Genomic DNA, 23,398 nt, shown 5'->3' on the forward strand with positions numbered 1-23,398 from the left:
TGGGCGCATGTTTCTTCCAGCCAAGGTGCCAACCGTGAGCGTGAACAACCCTCTTCTGCAGTCCTACGACCTGCCGCCGTTCTCCACGATCCGTGCCGAACACGTGCTGCCAGCCATCGAAACGATCCTGGCCGACAACCGCACCGCCATCGCCGAAATCCTCAAGACCCAAGGCCAGAATCCGACGTGGGCCGGCCTGGTACTGGCGATGGACGAACTCAACGATCGCCTCGGCGCTGCCTGGAGCCCGGTCAGCCACCTCAATGCCGTGTGCAACAGCGCCGAACTGCGCGAAGCCTACGAGTCGTGCCTGCCGGCCCTGAGCGCCTACTCCACCGAGATGGGCCAGAACCGCGAGCTGTTCCAGGCCTATGAAGCGCTGGCCAACAGCCCGGAAGCCGCCGGTTTCGACGTGGCGCAAAAAACCATTCTGGAACACGCCCTGCGCGATTTCCGTCTGTCGGGCATCGATCTGCCGGAAGCCGAACAAAAGCGTTACGCTGAAGTGCAGAGCAAACTGTCCGAGCTGGGCAGCCGCTTCTCCAACCAGTTGCTCGACGCCACGCAAGCCTGGACCAAGCACATCACCGACGAAGCCGCCCTCGCCGGCCTGACTGATTCGGCCAAGGCGCAAATGGCTGCCGCCGCGCAGGCCAAAGGTCTCGATGGCTGGCTGATCACCCTGGAATTCCCGAGCTACTACGCGGTGATGACCTACGCCCAGGATCGCGCGCTGCGTGAAGAAGTCTATGCCGCCTACTGCACCCGTGCGTCGGACCAAGGCCCGAACGCCGGGCAGAACGACAACGGCCCGGTCATGGAAGAGATCCTCGACCTGCGTCAGGAACTGGCCAAGCTGTTGGGCTTCGCCAGTTTCGCCGAGCTGAGCCTGGCCACGAAAATGGCCGAGTCCAGCGATCAGGTGCTGAGCTTCCTGCGCGACCTGGCCAAACGCAGCAAGCCGTTCGCTGCGCAGGATCTGCAGCAGCTGCGCGCTTACGCCGCCGAACAGGGCTGCGCCGATCTGCAAAGCTGGGACAGTGGTTTCTACGGGGAAAAACTTCGCGAGCAACGCTACAGCGTCGCTCAGGAAACCCTGCGCGCCTACTTCCCGATCGATAAAGTCCTCGGCGGTCTGTTCGCTATCGTTCAGCGTCTGTACGGCATCGAAATCGCCGAGCTGAAAGGCTTCGACACCTGGCACCCGGACGTGCGCCTGTTCGAAATCAAGGAAAACGGCCAGCACGTCGGGCGCTTCTTCTTCGACCTCTACGCCCGCGCCAACAAGCGTGGCGGTGCGTGGATGGACGGCGCCCGCGACCGTCGTCGCACAGTCGATGGCGTGCTGCAAAGCCCGGTCGCCAACCTGGTGTGCAACTTCACCCCGGCCGACAGCGGCAAGCCTGCGCTGCTGACCCACGATGAAGTGACCACCCTGTTCCACGAATTCGGTCACGGCCTGCATCACCTGCTGACCCGCGTTGATCACGCCGGTGTTTCCGGGATCAACGGCGTGGCGTGGGATGCGGTCGAGCTGCCGAGCCAGTTCATGGAAAACTGGTGCTGGGAGCCGGAAGGCCTGGCGCTGATCTCCGGTCACTACGAAACCGGCGAGCCGCTGCCGCAAGACCTGCTGGAAAAAATGCTCGCGGCGAAAAACTTCCAGTCCGGGTTGATGATGGTTCGTCAGCTGGAATTCTCGCTGTTCGACTTCGAACTGCACGCCACTCACGGTGACGGCCGCAGCGTGGCGCAAGTGCTGGAAGGCGTGCGCGACGAGGTGTCGGTCATGCGTCCACCGGCGTACAACCGCTTCCCCAACAGCTTCGCGCACATCTTCGCCGGCGGTTACGCCGCGGGTTACTACAGCTACAAGTGGGCGGAAGTGCTGTCAGCCGATGCCTTCTCCAAGTTCGAAGAAGACGGCGTGCTCAACGCCGAAACCGGTCGCGCCTTCCGCGAAGCGATTCTCGCGCGTGGCGGCTCGCAGGCACCGATGGTGCTGTTCGTCGACTTCCGTGGCCGTGAGCCATCGATTGACGCACTCTTGCGCCATAGCGGCCTGAGTGAGGACGCAGCAGCATGAGTGAGGCACCTGTGATTACCAAGAAGCGCTTTATCGCCGGGGCTGTCTGCCCGGCGTGCAGCGAGCCGGACAAACTGATGATGTGGAACGAGGACAGCGTGCCGCACCGTGAGTGTGTGGCCTGCGGTTACTCGGATACATTGAACGAGCAAGGGTTGTCGGTTCCCAAGGAACTGGGCACGCGGGTCAATACCAGCGCGCTCAAGCCGGCGCCGGACAAGACCGTCCAGGCCGTGCAATTCTTCCCGAATCCGAAGCTGAAGAAAAAGTCCGAAGACTGAGCCGGCGCATGACCCTCCACGGTGCAATGCCGTGGAGGGTGCGGCTTACTTGAGGTTGACCGACTGGAACCAGCTCTTCATCGAGCAAGTGGCAAAGGCACTGGTGCTGCAGTCGCCGTTGGCCAGCGCGGTGCGCAGTTTGTCGACATCGGCTTGCATCACATAACGCACGCCATCCTTGAAATGGCCGCTTTCACCAAAACCGCCCTGCGTCATTTCGTTCAGCGCGTCTTCCTTGCTCCAGCCCTGCACCACGATCCGGTACATCGCCGCCATCAGGCCGGTGCGGTCGGAGCCATGTTTGCAATGCATCAGCACCGGGCCATTGGCTTCGGCAGCCTGAATCGCGCGCAGCGTCTTGAGCACATCGGCGTCATCGACATGGTTGGTGCGATAAGGCAGTTGCACTTGATTGATGCCCGGCTCCGACAGCCAGCTGCTGTCAGCTTCCGGCAGGAAGTTGATCACCGTCGCCACTTTCAGGTTCTTCAGCAACGGCACTGCGCCGCCATCCGGCAAGGCGCTGCGGTAGAGGGTTGGCGACATCTGGAACAGGTTGTACTGCACTTCAACCGGTTGCGCCCACTCCGGCGGACGCGATGTTGCAGCGGCGTCAGCCTGGGCCGGCATCAAGTGCAACAAGGCAACAAGCGACAAACACAAAGCAAGGAAAAGGCGCACTCGAGACATGCTGGGCTGACCGTATCGGAATTCATCAATGAAAGGCCTCGCAGCTTCCACGTCTGACGGTCAAAGCCCTGTGAGGCACTTGTCAAAGAATCGTGAATCCGTGCGATTTCATTGAGCACTCAGGTAAAAAAACCGCAGCTTTTTCCGCTGAATCGGTTCAACCCGATGCATAGCCTGCTACCATTTGTCACACGATGTTGCAGGCGTCCCCCTTTTCCCGGTCAACCACCGGGCCACGCCGCGACGAAAAAATGCTCACGCCGTTCGCAGAAACGGCGGACAACCATCAATGCCTGATGAGGTGCACCCCCATGTCTGACGCAGATCGAGACAACCCGCGGCGTGAGTTCTTGCGCAAATCCCTGACCCTGATTCCCGTGGTCACCCTCGCCGGTAGCGGTCTGGGCAGCAGCGTGTTGCAAGCGGCGCCTGAAGCGGCCCCGTCGACGCCCGCAGCAACACCGGCCAAAGCTGACGCCAGCGCTTATCAGCCGAGCTATTTCACCGCCGAGGAATGGGCCTTCATCAACGCCGCCGTGGCACACCTGATTCCCAACGACGAGCAAGGCCCGGGTGCCCTGGAAGCCGGCGTGCCGGAATACATCGACCGCCAGATGAACACCTCGTACGCCGCCGGTGCCCTGTGGTACATGCAAGGTCCGTTCAACGCCGACGCTGCGCCGGAGATGGGCTGGCAGAGCAAACTGGTGCCAAAAGAGATCTATCGCCTGGGCATCGCTGCCACGGATCAGTGGGCAAAATCCCTCAACGGTAAAACATTTGCTGAGCAAGACAGCGCTACCCGAGAAGATTTGCTCAAGCAGCTCGAAGCCGGCAAACCACAGTTCGATGCGGTTCCAGCGAAGATTTTCTTCAGCCTGCTGCTGCAAAACACCAAGGAAGGGTTCTTCTGCGACCCGATCCACGGCGGCAATAAAGGCATGGTCGGCTGGACCATGATCGGCTTCCCCGGCGCCCGCGCCGATTTCATGGATTGGGTGGAACGCAACGAGCAATACCCCTTCCCGGCAGTTTCGATTCGCGGCGAGAGGGCTTGAGCATGGCAACCGTAATGAAGAAGGTCGACGCAGTGATCGTCGGTTTCGGCTGGACTGGCGCGATCATGGCCAAGGAGCTGACCGAAGCCGGGCTCAACGTGCTGGCGCTGGAGCGCGGGCCGATGCAGGACACCTACCCCGACGGCAACTATCCACAGGTGATCGACGAACTCACCTACAGCGTGCGCAAAAAACTCTTTCAGGACATCTCGAAAGAAACCGTCACCATCCGCCACAGCGTCAACGACATCGCCCTGCCGAACCGCCAGTTGGGTGCGTTTCTGCCGGGCAATGGCGTCGGCGGCGCCGGTTTGCACTGGTCGGGCGTGCACTTTCGCGTCGATCCGATCGAGCTACGCATGCGCAGCCACTACGAAGAGCGTTACGGCAAAAGTTTTATCCCCAAGGACATGACCATCCAGGACTTCGGCGTCAGCTATGAAGAGCTGGAGCCGTTCTTCGATTTCGCCGAAAAGGTCTTCGGCACCTCCGGCCAGGCCTGGACCGTGAAGGGCCAACTGGTCGGTCAGGGCAAGGGCGGTAACCCTTACGCACCGGATCGCTCCAATCCGTTCCCGCTGCAAGCGCAGAAGAACACCGTTTCCGCACAACTGTTCGGCAAAGCGGCGACAGAAGTTGGTTACAAACCCTACAACCTGCCGTCGGCAAATACTTCAGGCCCGTACACCAATCCCTACGGCGCGCAGATGGGCCCGTGCAACTTCTGCGGGTTCTGCAGCGGTTACGTTTGCTACATGTACTCCAAGGCCTCGCCGAACGTAAACATTCTGCCGGCGCTCAAGCCCCTGCCGAATTTCGAGCTGCGGCCCAACTCGCATGTGCTGCGGGTCAACCTCGACAGCACCAAGTCCAAGGCCACCGGCGTGACTTACATCGACGGCCAGGGCCGCGAGATCGAGCAACCGGCGGATCTGGTGATCCTCGGCGCCTTCCAGCTGCACAACGTGCGCCTGATGCTGCTCTCGGGCATCGGCAAGCCGTACGACCCGATCAGCGGCGAAGGCGTGGTCGGGCGTAACTTCGCCTACCAGAACATGGCGACCATCAAGGCGTTCTTCGACAAGGACACCCACACCAACAACTTCATCGGTGCCGGCGGCAACGGTGTGGCGCTGGATGATTTCAACGCCGACAACTTCGACCACGGCCCGCATGGCTTCGTCGGCGGCTCGCCAATGTGGGTCAACCAGGCGGGCAGCCGCCCGATTGCCGGCACCTCAAACCCACCCGGCACTCCGGCCTGGGGCAGCCAGTGGAAACGCGCGACCGCCGATTACTACACCCACCAGGTGTCGATGGATGCCCACGGCGCGCATCAGTCCTACCGTGGCAACTACCTCGATCTGGATCCGGTGTACCGCGATGCCTACGGCTTGCCGCTGCTGCGCATGACCTTCGACTGGCAGGAAAACGACATCAAAATGAACCGCTTCATGGTCGAGAAAATGGGCAAGGTCGCTCAAGCCATGGGCCCGAAAGCCATCGCGGTGATCGGCAAGCAGGTCGGTGATCATTTCAACACTGCGGCCTACCAGACCACCCACCTCAACGGTGGCGCAATCATGGGCACCGATCCGAAGAAGAGCGCCCTGAACCGTTACCTGCAGAGCTGGGACGTGCACAACGTGTTCGTGCCAGGTGCGTCGGCATTCCCGCAAGGCTTGGGTTACAACCCGACCGGGCTGGTGGCGGCGTTGACCTACTGGTCCGCCAAGGCGATCCGCGAGCAGTACCTGAAAAACCCCGGCCCGCTGGTTCAGGCATAAGGAGCGATGACCATGAAAAATCTCGTTATCGCCACCCTGGCCCTGCTCGGCAGCACGGCTGTACACGCCGCCGACGTTGATCAGGCGTTGATCAAGCAAGGCGAATACCTCGCCCGCGCCGGTGACTGCGTGGCCTGCCACACCGCCAAGGGCGGCAAACCGTTCGCCGGCGGCCTGCCGATGGAAACACCGATCGGCACGATCTACTCGACCAACATCACTCCAGACAAAAACGGCATCGGTGACTACAGCTTCGAGGACTTCGACAGAGCGGTGCGCCACGGCGTCGCCAAAAACGGCAGTACCTTGTACCCGGCGATGCCGTATCCGTCCTACGCCCGGGTCAGTGAAACCGACATGCAGGCGCTGTACGCCTTCTTCATGCACGGTGTCGAACCGGTGGCGCAGGAGAACAAGGCCAGCGACATCCCATGGCCGCTGAGCATGCGCTGGCCGCTGATGGGCTGGCGCTGGCTGTTTGCGCCGAAAGTCGAGGACTACAAGAGCACCTCGGATGATCCGGTGATCGATCGTGGCGCCTATCTGGTCGAAGGCCTCGGCCATTGCGGCGCCTGCCATACGCCACGGGCCCTGACCATGCAGGAAAAATCCCTGAGCGCGGCGGACGGCAACAACTTCCTCGCCGGCAGTGCGCCGCTGGAAGGCTGGATCGCCAAAAGTCTGCGCGGTGATCACAAGGATGGCCTGGGCAGCTGGAGCGAAGAGCAGCTGGTGCAGTTCCTCAAGACCGGCCGCAGCGACCGCAGTGCAGTATTCGGTGGCATGAGCGATGTGGTCACCCACAGCATGCAGTACATGACCGATGCCGACCTCACTGCGATCGCCCGCTACCTCAAGTCGCTGCCCGCAACTGATCCGAACGATCAGCCGCACCAGTACGACGAGAAAGCGGCCAAAGCCCTGTGGAACGGCGACGACAGTCAGCGCGGCGCGGCGGTGTACATCGACAACTGCGCGGCCTGCCACCGTACCGACGGCCACGGCTACACCCGGGTGTTCCCAGCGCTGGCGGGCAATCCGGTGCTGCAATCGGAGGATCCGACATCGCTGATCCACATCGTGCTCAAGGGCGGTACCTTGCCGGCGACGCACACGGCACCCTCGACCTTCACCATGCCGGGTTTCGCCTGGCGGTTGTCGGATCAGGAAGTGGCGGATGTGGTGAGTTTCATCCGTGGCAGCTGGGGCAACAAAGGTGCGCCGGTGAAAGCCGCTGACGTCGCCGAGTTGCGTAAGGAGGATATGAAGCACACCTCCGGCGATGACCTCGGTCAGGTCACGCAACACAACTGACCAGTCGCCCGACGGCACTAGCCAGATGAGCAACGCCCAGATACTGTATATGCACACAGTATCTGGGCGTTTTCATGTCTACTCCATTGCCACCGCGCGGCCGCGGCACCGCGACCAACCCGCACAACCGCTTTGCGCCGAACCGTTCGGTGGCCGAGGACGACGGCTGGTATCAGGAAGTGCCCGAAACGCAGAACACCGAAGTGATGATCGAGACCGCGAAAACCATCATCACCCGCAACACCTCGCCAGACCTGCCCTTCGATCGCTCAATCAACCCCTATCGCGGCTGCGAGCACGGTTGCATCTATTGCTACGCGCGACCCAGCCACGCCTATTGGGACATGTCGCCGGGGCTGGATTTCGAAACTCGGCTGATCGCCAAGACCAACGCCGCCCAGGTGCTTGAGGAACAGTTGAGCAAACGCGGTTACCAATGCGCGCCGATCAATCTTGGCTCCAACACCGATCCGTATCAGCCCATCGAGCGCGAGCACAGGATCACCCGGCAGACCCTTGAAGTGCTGCTGCGCTACCGGCACCCGGTGACCATTGTTACCAAAGGTTCGCTGATTCTGCGCGACCTCGACCTGCTCACCGAGCTGGCGCAGCAACGGCTGGTGGCGGTCATGATCAGCCTGACCACGCTGGACGATGAACTCAAACGCATCCTCGAACCCCGTGCCGCTGCACCGAAAGCACGGCTGCGGGCGATCCGGGTGATGCGCGAAGCAGGCATTCCGGTGGGGGTGCTGTGTTCGCCGATGATCCCGATGATCAACGACAGCGAAATCGAAAGCCTGCTGACCGAGGCGCATGCCGCCGGTGCACAAAGTGCCGCCTATATGATGCTGCGCCTGCCACTGGAAGTGGCGCCGTTGTTCGAGGAGTGGTTACAGGCGCACTATCCGCAGCGTGCGACCCATGTCCTGAGCCTGATCCGCCAGAGCCGAGGCGGTGAGCTCTACGACAGCCGGTTCGGTGCGCGGATGCGCGGCGAGGGGCCGTTCGCCGACCTGCTCGCGCAACGTTTCGCCAAAGCCATTAAACGTCTCGGTTTAAACCACCGTGAGGGCTACAACCTGGACTGCACGGCCTTCTGTCCGCCGGGTCGCCAGATGTCGTTGATTTAGCGACAATTAGCCTATGGGTGCTGGGTTGGAATCCTTCCGTCGAAATACCTCAGTCACGTTTTTTGTGACCTGGAACACACGTTCTAGAGCGCTCGATTCAGTTTGAGTTAAGTTTCGGCGGCTACCTTGTTCATCGAGTGACTGACGGGTCGGGATGGCCCGGATGTTTTAAACAGCCACTGGCTTCATACCGGAATACACGGGAACGACTCCCCGAATCCGCCAAAGAGGATGAATCATGAGTGACAAGGATAAACAGCCGTTGGCTGCGTCGGCGCAAGCCGTCCCTGGGGCGGAATCCGCCGATGCAGCGTTGCGTACGATCGTTGACGGCTTTTTGCATTTTCATCATGAGGTCTTCCCGCAGCAGGAAGAACTCTTCAAGAAACTCGCCACGGCGCAATCGCCACGGGCGATGTTCATCACCTGCGCCGACTCGCGCATCGTGCCCGAGCTGATCACCCAGAGTTCGCCAGGCGATCTGTTCGTGACCCGTAACGTCGGCAACGTTGTACCGCCTTACGGCCAGATGAACGGTGGCGTTTCCACTGCCATCGAATACGCGGTACTGGCGCTGGGCGTGCAACACATCATCATCTGCGGCCACTCCGATTGCGGTGCCATGCGCGCGGTGCTCAACCCCGACAGTCTGGAAAAAATGCCGACGGTCAAAGCCTGGTTGCGCCACGCCGAAGTGGCAAAAACCATGGTGCACGAAAACTGTAACTGCACCGACGAAAAAGAAAGCATGCCGATCCTCACCGAGGAGAACGTCATCGCCCAACTTCAGCACTTGCGTACCCATCCTTCGGTAGCCTCACGCATGGCGAACGGTCAACTGTTCATCCATGGCTGGGTCTACAACATCGAAACCAGCGAAATCAAAGCTTACGACGCGGATCAGGGACGCTTCCTGCCGCTCGACGGCAGCCATCCGATTCCGGTGGCGACGCCCAAAGCGCGCTTCTAAATCCTCCTAAAAATCTGTGTGGCTTGATGCCGGCCGCTGTTTCAGCGGTTCGGCGAAGCCATGCCTGAAGAAAACTTCGGGAGAGTCACCATGCGTGCTGCTCAATTGAAAGCGGTGTTGCCACGGGAGCTGCTGGCTTCGGTGGTTGTGTTTCTGGTCGCGCTGCCGTTGTGCATGGGCATTGCGATCGCTTCCGGGTTGCCGCCGGCCAAAGGTCTGATCACCGGGATCATCGGCGGCCTGGTGGTGGGTTGGCTGGCAGGCTCGCCGTTGCAGGTCAGCGGGCCGGCGGCCGGTCTGGCGGTGTTGGTGTTCGAGCTGGTGCGCCAGCACGGCATCGAGATGCTCGGGCCGATTCTGCTGCTCGCGGGTTTCCTGCAACTGGTGGCCGGGCGCCTGAAGCTCGGGTGCTGGTTTCGGGTGACGGCGCCAGCGGTGGTCTACGGCATGCTCGCCGGGATCGGCGTGCTGATCGTTCTGTCGCAGGTGCATGTGATGCTCGATGCCAAGCCACAACCGTCCGGGCTGGATAACTTAACGGCCTTCCCCGGCGCAGTGGCGCAAGCCTTGCCGTCGTTCGGCTGGCAGGCCGGCTTGCTCGGGTTGGCGACCATTGCGGTGATGTGGCTGTGGGAGAAGTTTCGCCCGCATTCGCTGCGTTTCATTCCCGGTGCGCTGCTCGGCGTCGGTCTGGCCACGGGCGCCAGTCTGCTGCTGGCGTTGCAGGTGAAACGGGTCGAAGTGCCGGAGAACCTGGCCGAAGCCATCGACTGGCTGAAACCGGCGGACTTGCTCAGCCTCGCTGACCCCACCCTGCTGATTGCGGCTTTTGCCGTGGCGTTCATCGCCAGCGCCGAAACGCTGCTGTCCGCCGCTGCGGTGGATCGCATGCACAACGGCGTGCGCTCGGATTTCGACCGTGAGCTGTCGGCGCAAGGTGTCGGCAACATGCTCTGCGGTCTGGTCGGGGCACTGCCGATGACCGGGGTGATCGTACGCAGCTCGGCCAACGTCCAGGCCGGTGCAACCACCCGTTATTCGACGATCTTCCATGGTCTGTGGCTGCTGGCGTTCGTGTTGTTGCTGTCGAGCGTGCTGCAAAGCATTCCGGTGGCGAGTCTGGCCGGGGTGCTGGTGTACACCGGGTTCAAACTGGTGGACCTCAAGGCCTTTCGTGGTCTGGGCCGTTACGGGCGGATGCCGATGTTCACCTATGCCGCGACGGCACTGGCGATCATCTTCACCGACCTGCTGACCGGTGTGTTGATCGGTTTCGGCCTGACGATGTTGAAACTGGCGTTCAAGGCTTCGCGATTGAAGATCAGCCTGATCGATCTGCCGCAGGACGGCGAGATGGAGTTGCGTCTGATCGGTGCGGCGACATTCCTCAAAGTGCCGGCGTTGACGCAAGTGCTGGGCAGTATTCCGCAAGGCACGACGGTGCATGTGCCGCTCAATAACCTGAGCTACATCGACCATTCGTGTCTGGAGTTGCTGGAGGAATGGGGCCGGGCGAATGCGGCCAAGGGGTCGAAGCTGCTGATTGAGTCGCGTGGGTTGAAGCGACGGTTGGAGGGGCGGGTTCGAACAAATACCGGGATCGGTGCGGCTGGCTAAAAACCTGATCTTGAAATACCCCTGTGGGAGGGGGCTTGCTCCCGAAGACGGTGGGTCAGTCGACATTGATAGTGACTGATCCACCGTCTTCGGGAGCAAGCCCCCTCCCACAATTGGGATCTGTACCGGGCTTTGAATCAGGCAGCAGGCTGGTCCAGCTCCAGGCCCACGCCGAGGCGGCGGCCCATGCATGGCCAGCGCTTCCACGCAGCACCGGTATCCGGGCTGCTGAGTTTGTCGCGGTAGGCCTCTACCGATTCCAGCGCAAAACTCTCGTCGTCGAGCATCTCGTCGATAGTGTGATGCACCACTTCGTCCAGTTGATTGGCAAATTCCTCACCGAGCAATTGGTGAGCAATCAGGTTGGCGACCGTCATGTCCAAGGGGATCAGTGGCTGGCCGAGGTGTTTGATGTACAGGTCGTTGACCTCTTCGACAAAGCGGTGCGCCAGATAGGCTTCATCCAGCAGGCTGTCCAGGCCGACCGGCGGCTGGAGGAAGTACTGCTCGGCGATTTTCAGCACCGGCTTGATCTGCGACTCGATTCCCGCTTCCCTGGCAACTTCATTGGCTGCGTCCAGCATGTCTGGTACTTCATCGATATAGGCGGTGACGAAACTGGTCAACGCTTCTTCGCGGTTGGCGTCTGGCAACTGGATGGCCGAATGCAGATGAGGCAGTTTGGCTTCCAGCTGACGCTTGAGCCGTCCGGTTTCATTTTCGGTTTGTCGGGCTTTTTGGATCTGCTCGCGCAATGCGGCGGTGTTCATGAAAACTCCAGGGAACAAGGCAATGAAATAGGGAAGACATAACTTAGCTGGCTTACGAAAAATGCTAAGACGCATTTGTCATAATTATTTCGTCCTTGATGCAGCAGCGTTATATCGGTTCGCCACCACTCGTCTGCATCCTTCTCCATTCGTACCCTTGAGCGCAAGCCCCGGCTGTTTCAGATCATTTACGCGTCGACATTGCAATTCCCGATGGCTGTCTATACTCGCCATTGAATGGAGTTAGCTGATGACGCCCGACTGCCCACGCAGCAAGGCCCGGCGATTCAAGTTCGTAGTCTGATGCAGCCGCTCCCTTGCCGAAGGCGTTGCGCCTACGGGATAACAAGAACGATAAGGGGAACCCGCAATGATGCGACATCCACACGTCTGGATGGGCCTCCTGTTGTGGTCGATTTTCAGCCCGGCTCAAGCGGCCTGGACTGTGAATATGGCGCCTGGAGCGACTGAAATCAGTCACGCAGTATTCGACCTGCACATGACCATTTTCTGGATCTGTGTGGTGATCGGGATCATCGTCTTCGGCGCCATGTTCTGGTCGATGATCGTGCATCGCCGCTCGACCGGGCAGGTCGCCGCAAAATTCCACGAAAGTACCACCGTCGAGATTCTCTGGACTGTCGTGCCGCTGCTGATCCTGGTGGCGATGGCGGTTCCGGCGACCGCCACCCTGATCCGCATGTACGACACCAGTGAGCCGGATATCGATATCCAGATCACCGGCTATCAGTGGAAGTGGCACTACAAATACCTCGGTCAGGACGTCGAGTTCTTCAGCAACCTGGCCACCCCCGCCGAACAGATCCACAACAAGGAAGCCAAGGGCGAGCACTACCTGCTCGAAGTCGACAAGCCGCTGGTGCTGCCGGTTGGCGCCAAGGTGCGCTTCCTCGTGACTTCCGCCGACGTCATTCACTCATGGTGGGTGCCGGCCTTCGCGGTCAAGCGCGATGCGATCCCGGGTTTCGTCAACGAAGCCTGGACGCGCATCGACAAGCCCGGCCTCTACCGTGGCCAGTGCGCCGAACTGTGCGGCAAGGACCACGGCTTCATGCCGATCGTGGTCGACGTCAAAGAGAAGGCCGACTACGACAAATGGCTTGCCGACCGCAAAGCCGAAGCCGCGCAGCTCAAGGAGCTGACCAGCAAGGAATGGACCCTCGACGAACTCAAGGAACGCGGCGACAAGATTTATCACACCACTTGCGTGGCCTGTCACCAGGCCGAAGGCCAGGGCCTGCCGCCGATGTTCCCGGCGCTCAAGGGCTCACCGATTGCCACCGGGCCGAAAGCCGACCACCTGCACCGCGTGTACTTCGGCAAGCCCGGTACTGCCATGGCAGCGTTCGGCAAGCAGTTGTCGGAAGTCGATATCGCAGCGGTGGTGACCTACGAACGTAACGCCTGGGGCAACAACAAGGGCGACATGGTCACGCCAAAAGAAGTGCTTGAGCTCAAACAGGCGGAAAGCAAATGAGCCGGTCTATCGCGTACTTCGTGAACCGGCCGGGGCAACGCGCCCTGGCCAGCCCCGTCCACTCACGTAAAGGAGACCGGCCATGAGCGCTGTAATCGATGACCACGGTCATGCCGACCACGCCCACGGCCCCGCCAAAGGCCTGATGCGCTGGGTGCTGACCACCAACCACAAGGATATCGGCACGCTGTACCTGTGGTTTGCGTTCTGCATGTTCCTGCTCGGCGGCACGTTCGCCATGGTGATCCGCGCCGAGCTGTTCCAGCCCGGGCTGCAGATCGTCGAACCGGCGTTCTTCAACCAGATGACCACCATGCACGGCCTGGTGATGGTCTTCGGCGCGGTGATGCCGGCGTTCGTCGGCCTCGCCAACTGGATGATCCCGTTGATGATCGGCGCGCCGGACATGGCCCTGCCACGGATGAACAACTTCAGCTTCTGGCTGCTGCCGGCGGCGTTCCTGCTGCTGGTCTCGACCCTGTTCACCGCCGGTGGCGGGCCGAACTTCGGCTGGACGTTCTATGCGCCACTGTCCACCACCTACGCGCCGGAAAGCGTCACCTACTTCATCTTCGCCATCCACCTGATGGGGATCAGTTCGATCATGGGCGCGATCAACGTGATCGCCACCATCCTCAACCTGCGCGCCCCCGGCATGACCCTGATGAAAATGCCGCTGTTCGTCTGGACCTGGCTGATCACCGCGTTCCTGCTGATCGCGGTGATGCCGGTGCTGGCCGGGTGCGTGACGATGATGCTGATGGACATCCACTTCGGCACCAGTTTCTTCAGTGCCGCCGGTGGCGGTGACCCGGTGCTGTTCCAGCACGTGTTCTGGTTCTTCGGCCACCCCGAGGTGTACATCATGATCCTGCCGGCCTTCGGCGCCGTCAGCCAGATCATCCCGACCTTCTCGCGCAAGCCGCTGTTCGGCTACACCTCGATGGTCTACGCCACGGCGAGCATCGCGTTCCTGTCGTTCATCGTCTGGGCGCACCACATGTTCGTGGTCGGCATCCCGCTGGTGGGCGAGTTGTTCTTCATGTACGCGACCATGCTCATCGCCGTGCCGACCGGGGTGAAGGTGTTCAACTGGGCCAGCACCATGTGGCAAGGCTCGCTGACCTTCGAGACGCCGATGCTGTTCGCCGTAGCGTTTGTGATCCTGTTTTCCATCGGCGGTTTTTCCGGGCTGATGCTGGCCATTGCCCCGGCGGACTTCCAGTACCAGGACACCTACTTCGTGGTCGCGCACTTTCACTACGTGCTGGTGCCGGGGGCGATCTTCGGGATCTTCGCTTCGGCCTATTACTGGCTGCCGAAGTGGACCGGGCACATGTACGACGAAACCCTCGGCAAGCTGCACTTCTGGCTGTCGTTCGTCGGCATGAACATGACCTTCTTCCCGATGCACTTCGTGGGGCTGGCGGGGATGCCGCGGCGGATCCCGGATTACAACCTGCAGTTCGCCGACTTCAACATGGTTTCGTCGATTGGCGCGTTCATGTTCGGTGCCACGCAGATCTTCTTCCTGTTCATCGTGATCAAGACCATTCGCGGCGGCCCGCCAGCCCCGGCGAAACCGTGGGATGGCGCCGAAGGCCTGGAGTGGAGCGTGCCGTCGCCGGCGCCGTATCACACCTTTACCACGCCGCCGGAAGTGAAATGAAACGCCTTGCCTTTGTGGGAGGGGGCTTGCTGCCGAATGCGTCAGATCATTCAACTCATGGGTTGAATGATGAATTGCATTCGCGAGCAAGCCCGCTCCCACAGGGGATCTCGGTGGAGGCTGACAAACATGGCTGACTCGATCTCGCTGAAAAAACTGGTCACCCGTCTGCTCGGCGTGGTGGTGGCAATGTTTGTCTTCGGCTTTGCTCTGGTGCCGATCTACGACGTGATGTGCAAGGCCTTCGGCATCAATGGCAAAACCGCCGGGCAGTACGAGGGCGAGCAAATGGTGGACAGCTCGCGTCAGGTGCGCGTGCAGTTCCTGTCGACCAACAACATCGACATGCCCTGGGAGTTTTACCCCAAACACGACGAGTTGACCGCCAACCCCGGCGCGGTCAACGAGATGATTTTCATCGCGCGCAATCCCACCGACAAACCGATGAGTGCGCAAGCTGTGCCGAGCATCGCGCCGAGCAACGCCGCGGCGTATTTCCACAAGACCGAATGCTTTTGCTTTACCCAGCAGGTGCTGCAGCCCGGTCAGCAGATCGAGATGCCGGTGCGTTTCATCGTTGACCGCGACATGCCCAAGGACGTGAAGCACCTGACGCTGTCCTACACGCTGTTCGATATCACCGCCCGACATCCTCCGGTGGCTGCAAACACTGGCGGTTAAGCGTGCCCGATAAGGAGAACAATAAATGGCAACTCATGAGCACTATTACGTCCCGGCCCAGAGCAAATGGCCGATCATCGCCACCTTCGGCATGGCAATCACCGTGTACGGCCTGGCGACCTGGTTCAACGATCTGAAGGCAGCGCGCCCGGAATCCCACGGCCCGTACATCTTCTTCGTCGGCGGGCTGTTGCTGGCGTACATGCTGTTCGGCTGGTTCGGGGCGGTGATCAAGGAAAGTCGTGCCGGGCTGTACAGCCCGCAGCTCGACCGCTCGTTCCGCTGGGGCATGAGTTGGTTCATCTTCTCCGAGGTGATGTTCTTCGTCGCCTTCTTCGGCGCACTGTTCTATGTGCGGCACATCTCCGGCCCGGCGCTGGGCGGCGAAGGCCCGAAAGGCATCGCGCACATGCTCTGGCCGAACTTCCAGTTCACCTGGCCGCTGCTGCACACCCCGGACCCGAAACTGTTCCCGCCGCCCAAGGAAGTCATCAGCCCGTGGGGCCTGCCGCTGATCAACACGATCCTGCTGGTCAGCTCCAGCGTGACCATCACCATCGCCCACCATGCCTTGAAAAAGGGCCATCGCGGCGCACTGAAAATCTGGCTGGCGATCACCGTTCTATTGGGCTGCGGCTTCCTCGCCTTGCAGGCCGAGGAATACATGCACGCCTACCACGAACTTGGCCTGACCCTGGGTTCGGGCATCTACGGCGCGACGTTCTTCATGCTCACCGGTTTCCACGGCGCGCACGTGACCATCGGCACGATCATTCTGTTCGTGATGCTGATGCGCATCATGAAGGGCCATTTCGATGCCGAGCATCAGTTCGGTTTCGAGGCGGCGAGCTGGTATTGGCACTTCGTCGATGTGGTGTGGATCGGTTTGTTCATCTTCGTTTATGTGCTCTGAGCACTGATCACCAAGGCGCATGCGACACCAGTTGGCCGCTGTAAAAGCCCCAGGCGATCAAGCCGACGGTGGCAGCGGCCAGTGCCACCCGAACACTCAAGGCGATCACCAGGCGATTGGAGCTGCTGTCGTCCTTGACCAGGAAAAACAGGCCGCTGAACAGGCTGATCACCGTGGCAATCAGCAGCAGGACGATGGCTGCTTTGAGCATGGGAAGACTCCGGGGGACAGGCGATGCAGTTGAGTATAGCGAGCGCGACGACTGACTTTGTGGCACGGCCATGAAGCGCTTCCGCCCGGGCGTGATACCGACCGTGGTGGTGGCGTTGCTGTTGCCGCTGCTGGTGTCGCTGGGTTTCTGGCAGCTCGGTCGGGGCGCGGAGAAAACCGCCCTGCTCGCCACTTATGCCGAGCGCCGCGCGGCTGATCCGATGGCCAGCAGCGAATTGCTGCACAGCGCCGACCCGGCCTTTCGCCGTGTGCATCTGTACGGCCAGTTCGATGGCGCCCACAGCCTGCTGCTCGACAACCGCCAGCGCAACGGCAAGGTCGGTATCGAGCTGCTGCAACCGTTTCAGGATCGGGCCAGCGGCCAGTGGCTGCTGGTCAATCGCGGCTGGCTGCCATGGCCGGATCGCCGGGTGACGCCGCAATTCGCTACCCCCGCCGACGCCGTGAATCTGGACGCCTGGGTCTACGTCGCCCCCGGTGCGACCTTCCAGTTGCACGCCGACCCGGCCAGCAGCACCTGGCCGCAAACGATCACCGCCGTCGAGCCGGCGAAGCTGTGGAAAACCCTCGAACGCGACGGCTTCGCCTACGAACTTCGTGCCGAACCCGGCCCCGCCAGCTATGAGGCCGACTGGCCGGTCGTCGCCATGGGCCCGGAAAAACACCTCGGTTACGCCGTGCAGTGGTTCGCCATGGCCACCGCCCTGCTCGGTCTCTATCTCTACCTTGGATTGCACAACGCAAAGGAGAACCACCATGGGAACGGCCATGAATCCACCCAGCATGTCTGAGGCGAAAACCCCGGCCACCCGCCGCCGCGGGCGGATCCAGCTGTTGCTGATTGTGCTTGGCGTGGTCGGCCCGATGGTGCTGGCGACCGGCATGTACAAACTGCAGTTCTGGGTGCCGGAAGGTCGCAGCTATCACGGCGAACTGATCGGCAACGGCCAGACCCGCGCCGACCTCGGCGTGCAAGCCGATGAACAGCGCTGGCAGATGCTGGTGACCGCGCCGAAGGATTGCGCGGTGGACTGCCAGCAACTGGTTTACCTCGCCCGGCAGATCCAGATCGGTCTCGGTCGCGATGCCGGGCGCGCCAGCCACGCCCTCGCCGCTGCACAGCCGCTGAGCGCCGATTACGAAGCCAAGCTGAGCCGCGAATATCCGCAGCTGCAACGCTACCCGCTGGACAGCGCAGCGTTGAGCAAGGCCACCGGCGACAAGGCCACACCGCAACTGTGGATCATCGACCCCCACGGCAACCTCGTGCTGCGTTACGACCCGAGCGTGAAGGGCAAGGACCTGCTCAACGACCTGCGTCATCTGCTGAAACTGTCCAACATCGGATAAGGGCATCGTCATGGCCAAACCTGGATTTCGCCTCGCGCTGTTTGCCACCCTGCTGGCACTGATCGTCGTGCTGCTCGGCGCCTACACCCGCCTGACCCACGCAGGCTTGGGCTGTCCGGACTGGCCGGGCTGTTACGGTTTTATCAGCGTGCCGAAAAGCGAAGCCCAACTGGCCCATGCCGAACTGCATTACCCCGACTCGCCGGTGGTGGCGCACAAGGGCTGGAACGAGATGATCCACCGTTACTTCGCCGGCACTCTCGGCCTGCTGATTTCGATTCTGGCCGGGCGCGCCTGGGTTAACCGGCATCATCCGGGTCAACCACTGAAGTTGCCGCTGTTTCTGCTGGCGGTGGTGTTCGCCCAAGCGGCGTTCGGCATGTGGACGGTAACGCTCAAGCTCTGGCCGCAAGTGGTCACCGGGCATCTGCTCGGCGGTTTTGCGACCTTGAGTCTGCTGTTTTTGCTGACCTTGAGATTGTCCGGGGTGCTGCCGGCACTGACCGTCCCCAAGCGTTTGCAGTATTGGGCAACGGCGGGGCTGTTGCTGGTGATCGGCCAGATCGCACTGGGTGGTTGGGTCAGTTCCAACTACGCGGCGGTGGCCTGCATCGACTTCCCGACCTGCCACGGTCAATGGCTGCCACCGGCGGACTTTGCCAACGGCTTTCACCTGACCCAACACATCGGCCCCAATTACCTCGGCGGTCAGCTCGACAGCGACGCGCGCACGGCGATTCACCTGACTCATCGCATCGGCGCGCTGTTGGTGACGATCGTCCTGCTCGGTCTGGCCTGGCAACTCAGGGCTGTCGGCATGACGCGTTTGGCCGGGCTAGTCGTCATTGCCCTCGGCGCACAGATCACCCTCGGCATCAGCAACGTGCTGTTCCATCTGCCGCTGCCGGTGGCCGTGGCCCACAACGCCGGTGGCGCCGCGCTACTGCTGACCATGGTGCTGGTCAATTACCACGCGCGCACCAGTCTGGTTCGGGTCAAACAGCCGATGTTGGCGCGCTGGCGTTTGCGCCCACGTAAACATTCGGCTGCGCCCATCACGATAAAAGGAGAAACGCCATGGCGCTTCTGATCGGCGAACGTCCCGCGCAAGCGCTGTGGCGTGACTATCTGGAGCTGACCAAGCCGAAAGTGGTGGTGCTGATGCTGATCACCTCGCTGGTCGGCATGTTCCTCGCGACCCGCGCCGGGGTGCCGTGGACGGTACTGGTGTTCGGCAATCTGGGGATTGCGTTGTGTGCCGGCGGCGCGGCGGCGGTCAATCATGTGGTGGATCGGCGTATCGACGCGGTGATGGCGCGCACGCACAAACGGCCATTGGCCGAGGGCCGGATTTCGCCGGCAGCGGCGCTGACCTTTGCGCTGGTGCTGGCGCTGCTCGGGCAGGCGATGCTGCTGACGTTCACCAATGCGCTGACCGCGTGGCTGACCCTCGCTTCGTTACTCGGCTACGCGGTGATCTACACCGGCTTCCTCAAACGCGCGACGCCACAGAACATCGTCATCGGCGGTCTTGCCGGCGCCGCCCCTCCGCTGCTCGGCTGGACCGCCGCTACCGGCCATGTCAGTGCCGAACCGTTGCTGCTGGTGCTGATCATCTTCGCCTGGACCCCGCCGCACTTCTGGGCGCTGGCGATTCATCGCAAGGAGGAATACGCCAAGGCCGACATCCCGATGCTGCCGGTGACCCACGGCGAGCACTACACCAAGGTGCATATTCTGCTGTACACCTTCGCGCTGCTCGCGGTGAGCCTGCTGCCGTACGTGATCCACATGAGCGGCGTGCTCTACCTGATCTGCGCCCTGGCGCTGGGCACAAGGTTTCTGCAATGGGCCGTGGTGCTGTACCGTGGCACTCGGCCGCACGCGGCGATCAACACCTTCAAGTACTCTATTTATTACTTGTTCCTGTTGTTCATCGCCCTGCTCGTAGACCACTACTTACTGTTGAACCTATGACTCGAACCCAGAAAACCGTCTTCATTCTCGTCGCCGTGATCGCGCTGATCCTGGGACTGACCGTCAACAAAGTCCTGAGTGGCAAAGGCCAGGGCGACCCCACCGCGCTGATCGACGCCGGTATCATCCTGCTGCCGCAGAGCCGCACCCTGCCGGGCGTGACCATGACCAATCAGGACGGCCAACCGGTCGCCATCGACGAGTTGAAAGGCAAGTGGAGCCTGCTGTTCTTCGGCTACACCTTCTGCCCGGACATCTGCCCGACCACCCTCGCCCAACTGCGCCAGATCAAGAGCGAATTGCCCAAAGACGCGGTGGATAAGTTGCAGATCGTGCTGGTCAGCGTCGACCCGAACCGCGATAACCCGCAGCAGTTGAAGCAGTACCTGGGCTACTTCGATCCACAGTTCGTGGGCCTGACGCCGAAGTCGATCGAAGAGCTGCAGAAGGTCGCGAATGCGGTGAGCATTCCGTTCATTCCGGCCGATACCAGCAAGCCGAACTACACGGTGGATCACAGCGGCAACCTGGCGGTGATCGGCCCGGACGGCACGCAGCGCGGGTTCATCCGTGCGCCGCTGAACAACGCCAAACTGGTGGCGCAGCTGCCAGTAATGCTCAACCGCAAGTAGCAACAACACTGAACCATTGTGGGAGCGGGCTTGCTCGCGAATGCGGTGGGTCAGATAAAGAAATGTTGGCTGACACACCGCTTTCGCGAGCAAGCCCGCTCCCACAGGGACGGTGACACGGGCACAAAAAAAGGGGGCGCTCATGGCGCCCCCTTTTCGTTGCAGCAATCTAAATCAGAACGCCGGCAATACCGCGCCTTTGTACTTCTCGGTAATGAATTGCTTCACTTCCGGGCTGTGCAGCGCAGCAGCCAGTTTCTGCATCGCGGCGCTGTCCTTGTTGTCCGCACGGGATACGAGGATGTTGACGTACGGCGAGTCGTTGCCTTCGATCACCAGCGCATCCTTGGACGGATCGAGCTTGGCTTCCAGCGCGTAGTTGGTGTTGATCAGCGCCAGATCGACCTGGGTCAGCACGCGCGGGATGGTCGCAGCTTCCAGTTCACGGATTTTCAGGTCTTTCGGGTTCTGCGCGATGTCTTTCGGGGTCGACAGAATGTTGGTCGGATCCTTCAGGGTGATCAGGCCGGCCTTGGCCAGCAGCAACAGTGCACGGCCGCCGTTGGTGGCATCGTTCGGGATCACCACGTTGGCGCCGCTTGGCAGGTCCTTCAGATCCTTGATCTTGTTCGAGTAGGCGCCCAGTGGTTCCAGATGCACGCCGGTCACCGCCACCAGGCTGGTGCCCTTGGCCTTGTTGAACTCATCGAGGTATGGCTGGTGCTGGAAGAAGTTGGCGTCCAGGCGCTTCTCGGCCACCTGCACGTTCGGCTGAATGTAGTCGGTGAAGACCTTGACCTTCAGATCCACGCCTTCTTTGGCCAGGGCCGGCTTCACGAATTCGAGGATTTCCGCGTGTGGCACCGGGGTGGCGGCGACAGTCAGGGTTTGGGCGTGGGCCGAAAAAGCGGCTACGGCAGCGAAAGCAGCGATCAGTTTTTTCATTCAGCTAACTCCTTATGAGGCGCCCGTCTGGCGCCTGCCAGCGAATGGCCGGCTCATCTCTTGATTACAAAAACCGGTTATTTGCGCGAGAAATGCACGACCAGTCGGTCGCCCACCATTTGCAGCACTTGTACCAGAATCAGCAGCAACACCACGGTGACGATCATCACGTCAGTCTGGAAACGCTGATAGCCGAAACGGATCGCCAGGTCACCCAGACCACCGGCACCGACCACACCGGCCATCGCCGTGTAGGACACCAGGGTAATCGCGGTCACCGTAATCGCCGCGAAGATGCCCGGACGGGCTTCGGGCAGCAAGGCGTTCATGATGATCTGCCGGGTGGTCGCGCCCATCGACTGGGTGGCTTCGATGATGCCGCGATCGACTTCACGCAGCGCGGTTTCCACCAGACGCGCGAAGAACGGGGTCGCACCTACCACCAACGGCGGAATCGCACCGGCCACGCCCAGCGAAGTGCCGGTGATCAGCACGGTGAACGGGATCATCACGATCAACAGAATGATGAACGGCAACGAACGCAGGATGTTCACCGCCAACGACATGAAGGCGTAGAGGCCACGGTTTTCCAGCAACTGACGCGGGCTGCAGAGGAACAGCAGCACACCCAGCGGCAGGCCGAGCAATACGGTGAACAGCAGCGAACCCCCGAGCATCAACATGGTGTCGCCAGTGGCCAGCCAGATTTCCAGCCAATCGATGTTTTCGAAGAAAGCCTTGAGCATTTCCATTAACGCAGCACCTCCATATGAACGTCAGCGGCGGTGAAGCGGGCGAACGCCGCTTCCATGTCGCCACCGGTGACGGCGAGGGTCAATTGCCCGTAAGGAATGTCTTTGATGCGGTCGATGCGACCGGCGAGGATGCTGTAGTCGACCCCGGTTTCCCGGGCCACGGTACCGAGCAACGGCGCGTAGGTCGCTTCGCCCTGGAAGGTCAGACGCACGATGCGACCCGGTACGTGAGCGAAGTCATCGCGCTGTTCGCTTTCGTCGATCTGCTCGCTTTCCTGAACGAAACGCTTGGTGGTCGGGTGCTGCGGATGCAGGAACACATCGGCCACCGAACCTTGCTCGACGATCACCCCGGCATCCATCACTGCCACCTGATCGCAAACGCGACGGATCACGTCCATCTCGTGGGTGATCAGGACGATGGTCAGCTTCAGTTCACGATTGATCTCGGCCAGCAGTTGCAGAACCGACGCGGTGGTCTGCGGGTCGAGGGCGCTGGTGGCCTCGTCGCACAGCAGAATTTTCGGCTTGGTCGCCAGGGCGCGGGCGATGCCGACGCGCTGTTTCTGGCCGCCGGACAATTGTGCCGGGTACTTTTTGGCGTGATCGGACAGACCGACCCGGGCCAGCAACTCGGCGACGCGTTGATTGATTTCGCTGCTCGACAGTTCGCCGGCCAGGGTCAGCGGCAGCGCGACGTTGTCGGCCACGGTCTTGGAGGCGAGCAGGTTGAAGTGCTGGAAGATCATCCCGACCTGCTGGCGGAAACGGCGCAGGCCGTTGGCGTCCAGCGCGGTGACTTCTTCGCCGTCGACGATGATCTTGCCGCCGCTGGAATCTTCCAGGCGATTGATCAGACGCAGCAGGGTACTTTTTCCCGCACCGGAATGGCCGATCAGGCCGAAGACCTGACCGTTTTCAATCGAAAGACTGGTCGGGTGCAGGGCGGGGATGTCCTTACCGGCGACGCGGTAAGTTTTGTGGACGTTTTGAAACTCGATCACGTAGCGAACCTTGTGGGGCGCGTTAGAAAAGGATCAG

General features: G+C 61.3%; 23 protein-coding genes. 17 read left to right on the plus strand and 6 right to left on the minus strand.

The features are described from left to right. The first annotated feature begins 7 nt into the window (after positions 1-7). Both prlC and V3W27_RS00150 read left to right on the plus strand, forming a co-directional pair. Entirely contained in the window at positions 8-2,086 is a 2,079-nt protein-coding gene (prlC, locus tag V3W27_RS00145) for an oligopeptidase A (RefSeq protein ID WP_330205701.1), read from the plus strand. Further along, entirely contained in the window at positions 2,083-2,367 is a 285-nt protein-coding gene (locus V3W27_RS00150) for a YheV family putative zinc ribbon protein (RefSeq protein WP_007962808.1), read from the plus strand. Before prlC ends, V3W27_RS00150 begins: the two co-directional genes overlap by 4 nt. Before the next feature lie 45 nt (positions 2,368-2,412). Here V3W27_RS00150 and V3W27_RS00155 read toward each other — a convergent pair whose 3' ends face one another. After that, positions 2,413-3,057: a dual specificity protein phosphatase family protein gene (locus V3W27_RS00155; protein WP_096797308.1), complete on the minus strand. Its 645-nt coding sequence runs from the start codon at positions 3,055-3,057 to the stop codon at positions 2,413-2,415. 311 nt (positions 3,058-3,368) lie between these two features. On the opposite strand from V3W27_RS00155, the gene V3W27_RS00160 reads away from it, so the two are divergent. From V3W27_RS00160 to V3W27_RS00185, 6 genes are all read left to right on the plus strand, one after another. Beyond that, positions 3,369-4,115 (plus strand): gluconate 2-dehydrogenase subunit 3 family protein, encoded by a 747-nt coding sequence (locus V3W27_RS00160; protein WP_183785674.1) that lies wholly within the window; start codon positions 3,369-3,371, stop codon positions 4,113-4,115. Positions 4,116-4,117: 2 nt separating this feature from the next. Beyond that, complete coding sequence (locus V3W27_RS00165) at positions 4,118-5,902, plus strand: GMC family oxidoreductase (RefSeq protein WP_096797309.1); 1,785 nt, start codon at positions 4,118-4,120, stop codon at positions 5,900-5,902. A gap of 12 nt (positions 5,903-5,914) precedes the next feature. Further along, the gene (locus tag V3W27_RS00170) at positions 5,915-7,216 is read left to right on the plus strand and encodes a cytochrome c (RefSeq protein ID WP_330205702.1); all 1,302 of its coding nucleotides are present in this window, start codon (positions 5,915-5,917) and stop codon (positions 7,214-7,216) included. Between the two features lie 74 nt (positions 7,217-7,290). Beyond that, positions 7,291-8,349, plus strand: a complete 1,059-nt coding sequence (locus V3W27_RS00175; protein ID WP_096797311.1) for a PA0069 family radical SAM protein — start codon at positions 7,291-7,293, stop codon at positions 8,347-8,349. A gap of 238 nt (positions 8,350-8,587) precedes the next feature. Beyond that, complete coding sequence (locus V3W27_RS00180; protein ID WP_098966495.1) at positions 8,588-9,319, plus strand: carbonic anhydrase; 732 nt, start codon at positions 8,588-8,590, stop codon at positions 9,317-9,319. 90 nt (positions 9,320-9,409) lie between these two features. Beyond that, on the plus strand, positions 9,410-10,936 hold the full coding sequence (locus tag V3W27_RS00185; RefSeq protein WP_330205703.1) for a SulP family inorganic anion transporter: 1,527 nt from the start codon (positions 9,410-9,412) through the stop codon (positions 10,934-10,936). A gap of 137 nt (positions 10,937-11,073) precedes the next feature. Here V3W27_RS00185 and V3W27_RS00190 read toward each other — a convergent pair whose 3' ends face one another. Next, the gene (locus V3W27_RS00190) at positions 11,074-11,706 is read right to left on the minus strand and encodes a hypothetical protein (RefSeq protein WP_007962790.1); all 633 of its coding nucleotides are present in this window, start codon (positions 11,704-11,706) and stop codon (positions 11,074-11,076) included. A 370-nt stretch (positions 11,707-12,076) separates the two neighbouring features. Here V3W27_RS00190 and coxB point away from each other — a divergent pair, with 370 nt between their 5' ends. From coxB to V3W27_RS00210, 4 genes are all read left to right on the plus strand, one after another. After that, positions 12,077-13,204, plus strand: coding sequence for a cytochrome c oxidase subunit II (gene coxB, locus V3W27_RS00195; protein ID WP_027610220.1), 1,128 nt, complete (start codon positions 12,077-12,079; stop codon positions 13,202-13,204). A gap of 82 nt (positions 13,205-13,286) precedes the next feature. After that, positions 13,287-14,873, plus strand: coding sequence for a cytochrome c oxidase subunit I (ctaD, locus tag V3W27_RS00200; protein ID WP_108591140.1), 1,587 nt, complete (start codon positions 13,287-13,289; stop codon positions 14,871-14,873). A 129-nt stretch (positions 14,874-15,002) separates the two neighbouring features. Further along, entirely contained in the window at positions 15,003-15,554 is a 552-nt protein-coding gene (locus V3W27_RS00205; RefSeq protein WP_123586030.1) for a cytochrome c oxidase assembly protein, read from the plus strand. Between the two features lie 25 nt (positions 15,555-15,579). Continuing rightward, entirely contained in the window at positions 15,580-16,467 is an 888-nt protein-coding gene (locus V3W27_RS00210; protein WP_097090194.1) for a cytochrome c oxidase subunit 3, read from the plus strand. A 7-nt stretch (positions 16,468-16,474) separates the two neighbouring features. Here the strand turns inward: V3W27_RS00210 and V3W27_RS00215 are convergent, their stop codons facing one another. Continuing rightward, positions 16,475-16,678 carry a twin transmembrane helix small protein gene (locus V3W27_RS00215; RefSeq protein WP_003220344.1) on the minus strand — a complete coding sequence of 68 codons (204 nt, stop codon included), beginning with the start codon at positions 16,676-16,678 and terminating at the stop codon, positions 16,475-16,477. 70 nt (positions 16,679-16,748) lie between these two features. On the opposite strand from V3W27_RS00215, the gene V3W27_RS00220 reads away from it, so the two are divergent. Genes V3W27_RS00220 through V3W27_RS00240 form a run of 5 tightly spaced genes read left to right on the plus strand, consistent with a single transcriptional unit; the run spans position 16,749 to position 20,657 of the window. After that, the gene (locus V3W27_RS00220) at positions 16,749-17,489 is read left to right on the plus strand and encodes an SURF1 family protein (RefSeq protein WP_007962780.1); all 741 of its coding nucleotides are present in this window, start codon (positions 16,749-16,751) and stop codon (positions 17,487-17,489) included. Beyond that, positions 17,455-18,048 carry a hypothetical protein gene (locus tag V3W27_RS00225; RefSeq protein WP_330205704.1) on the plus strand — a complete coding sequence of 198 codons (594 nt, stop codon included), beginning with the start codon at positions 17,455-17,457 and terminating at the stop codon, positions 18,046-18,048. Before V3W27_RS00220 ends, V3W27_RS00225 begins: the two co-directional genes overlap by 35 nt. A 10-nt stretch (positions 18,049-18,058) precedes the next feature. Then, complete coding sequence (locus V3W27_RS00230; RefSeq protein ID WP_330205705.1) at positions 18,059-19,138, plus strand: COX15/CtaA family protein; 1,080 nt, start codon at positions 18,059-18,061, stop codon at positions 19,136-19,138. Further along, positions 19,126-20,025: a heme o synthase gene (gene cyoE, locus V3W27_RS00235; RefSeq protein WP_330205706.1), complete on the plus strand. Its 900-nt coding sequence runs from the start codon at positions 19,126-19,128 to the stop codon at positions 20,023-20,025. The genes V3W27_RS00230 and cyoE overlap by 13 nt, the downstream gene beginning before the upstream one ends. After that, a complete protein-coding gene (locus V3W27_RS00240) occupies positions 20,022-20,657 on the plus strand; it encodes an SCO family protein (protein WP_007962772.1) in 636 nt (211 codons plus the stop codon). The genes cyoE and V3W27_RS00240 overlap by 4 nt, the downstream gene beginning before the upstream one ends. A gap of 174 nt (positions 20,658-20,831) precedes the next feature. Here the strand turns inward: V3W27_RS00240 and V3W27_RS00245 are convergent, their stop codons facing one another. From V3W27_RS00245 to V3W27_RS00255, 3 genes are all read right to left on the minus strand, one after another. Beyond that, positions 20,832-21,602 (minus strand): MetQ/NlpA family ABC transporter substrate-binding protein, encoded by a 771-nt coding sequence (locus tag V3W27_RS00245; RefSeq protein WP_330205707.1) that lies wholly within the window; start codon positions 21,600-21,602, stop codon positions 20,832-20,834. A 77-nt stretch (positions 21,603-21,679) separates the two neighbouring features. Further along, the gene (locus V3W27_RS00250; RefSeq protein ID WP_027610229.1) at positions 21,680-22,354 is read right to left on the minus strand and encodes a methionine ABC transporter permease; all 675 of its coding nucleotides are present in this window, start codon (positions 22,352-22,354) and stop codon (positions 21,680-21,682) included. Continuing rightward, positions 22,354-23,361, minus strand: coding sequence for a methionine ABC transporter ATP-binding protein (locus tag V3W27_RS00255; protein ID WP_027610230.1), 1,008 nt, complete (start codon positions 23,359-23,361; stop codon positions 22,354-22,356). Before V3W27_RS00255 ends, V3W27_RS00250 begins: the two co-directional genes overlap by 1 nt. Positions 23,362-23,398 lie beyond the last annotated feature (37 nt).

This window comes from Pseudomonas sp. AM14(2022) (assembly GCF_036346455.1).
In the GTDB taxonomy this organism is placed as follows: Bacteria; Pseudomonadota; Gammaproteobacteria; order Pseudomonadales; family Pseudomonadaceae; genus Aquipseudomonas; species Aquipseudomonas putida_A.

What these genes read in the sequence shown, in the direction of transcription:
- prlC (WP_330205701.1), top strand. Translation starts at nt 8, where the DNA reads ATGTTTCTTCCAGCCAAGGTGCCAACCGTGAGCGTGAACAACCCTCTT.
- V3W27_RS00150 (WP_007962808.1), top strand. Translation starts at nt 2,083, where the DNA reads ATGAGTGAGGCACCTGTGATTACCAAGAAGCGCTTTATCGCCGGGGCT.
- V3W27_RS00155 (WP_096797308.1), bottom strand. Translation starts at nt 3,057, where the DNA reads ATGTCTCGAGTGCGCCTTTTCCTTGCTTTGTGTTTGTCGCTTGTTGCC.
- V3W27_RS00160 (WP_183785674.1), top strand. Translation starts at nt 3,369, where the DNA reads ATGTCTGACGCAGATCGAGACAACCCGCGGCGTGAGTTCTTGCGCAAA.
- V3W27_RS00165 (WP_096797309.1), top strand. Translation starts at nt 4,118, where the DNA reads ATGGCAACCGTAATGAAGAAGGTCGACGCAGTGATCGTCGGTTTCGGC.
- V3W27_RS00170 (WP_330205702.1), top strand. Translation starts at nt 5,915, where the DNA reads ATGAAAAATCTCGTTATCGCCACCCTGGCCCTGCTCGGCAGCACGGCT.
- V3W27_RS00175 (WP_096797311.1), top strand. Translation starts at nt 7,291, where the DNA reads ATGTCTACTCCATTGCCACCGCGCGGCCGCGGCACCGCGACCAACCCG.
- V3W27_RS00180 (WP_098966495.1), top strand. Translation starts at nt 8,588, where the DNA reads ATGAGTGACAAGGATAAACAGCCGTTGGCTGCGTCGGCGCAAGCCGTC.
- V3W27_RS00185 (WP_330205703.1), top strand. Translation starts at nt 9,410, where the DNA reads ATGCGTGCTGCTCAATTGAAAGCGGTGTTGCCACGGGAGCTGCTGGCT.
- V3W27_RS00190 (WP_007962790.1), bottom strand. Translation starts at nt 11,706, where the DNA reads ATGAACACCGCCGCATTGCGCGAGCAGATCCAAAAAGCCCGACAAACC.
- coxB (WP_027610220.1), top strand. Translation starts at nt 12,077, where the DNA reads ATGATGCGACATCCACACGTCTGGATGGGCCTCCTGTTGTGGTCGATT.
- ctaD (WP_108591140.1), top strand. Translation starts at nt 13,287, where the DNA reads ATGAGCGCTGTAATCGATGACCACGGTCATGCCGACCACGCCCACGGC.
- V3W27_RS00205 (WP_123586030.1), top strand. Translation starts at nt 15,003, where the DNA reads ATGGCTGACTCGATCTCGCTGAAAAAACTGGTCACCCGTCTGCTCGGC.
- V3W27_RS00210 (WP_097090194.1), top strand. Translation starts at nt 15,580, where the DNA reads ATGGCAACTCATGAGCACTATTACGTCCCGGCCCAGAGCAAATGGCCG.
- V3W27_RS00215 (WP_003220344.1), bottom strand. Translation starts at nt 16,678, where the DNA reads ATGCTCAAAGCAGCCATCGTCCTGCTGCTGATTGCCACGGTGATCAGC.
- V3W27_RS00220 (WP_007962780.1), top strand. Translation starts at nt 16,749, where the DNA reads ATGAAGCGCTTCCGCCCGGGCGTGATACCGACCGTGGTGGTGGCGTTG.
- V3W27_RS00225 (WP_330205704.1), top strand. Translation starts at nt 17,455, where the DNA reads ATGGGAACGGCCATGAATCCACCCAGCATGTCTGAGGCGAAAACCCCG.
- V3W27_RS00230 (WP_330205705.1), top strand. Translation starts at nt 18,059, where the DNA reads ATGGCCAAACCTGGATTTCGCCTCGCGCTGTTTGCCACCCTGCTGGCA.
- cyoE (WP_330205706.1), top strand. Translation starts at nt 19,126, where the DNA reads ATGGCGCTTCTGATCGGCGAACGTCCCGCGCAAGCGCTGTGGCGTGAC.
- V3W27_RS00240 (WP_007962772.1), top strand. Translation starts at nt 20,022, where the DNA reads ATGACTCGAACCCAGAAAACCGTCTTCATTCTCGTCGCCGTGATCGCG.
- V3W27_RS00245 (WP_330205707.1), bottom strand. Translation starts at nt 21,602, where the DNA reads ATGAAAAAACTGATCGCTGCTTTCGCTGCCGTAGCCGCTTTTTCGGCC.
- V3W27_RS00250 (WP_027610229.1), bottom strand. Translation starts at nt 22,354, where the DNA reads ATGGAAATGCTCAAGGCTTTCTTCGAAAACATCGATTGGCTGGAAATC.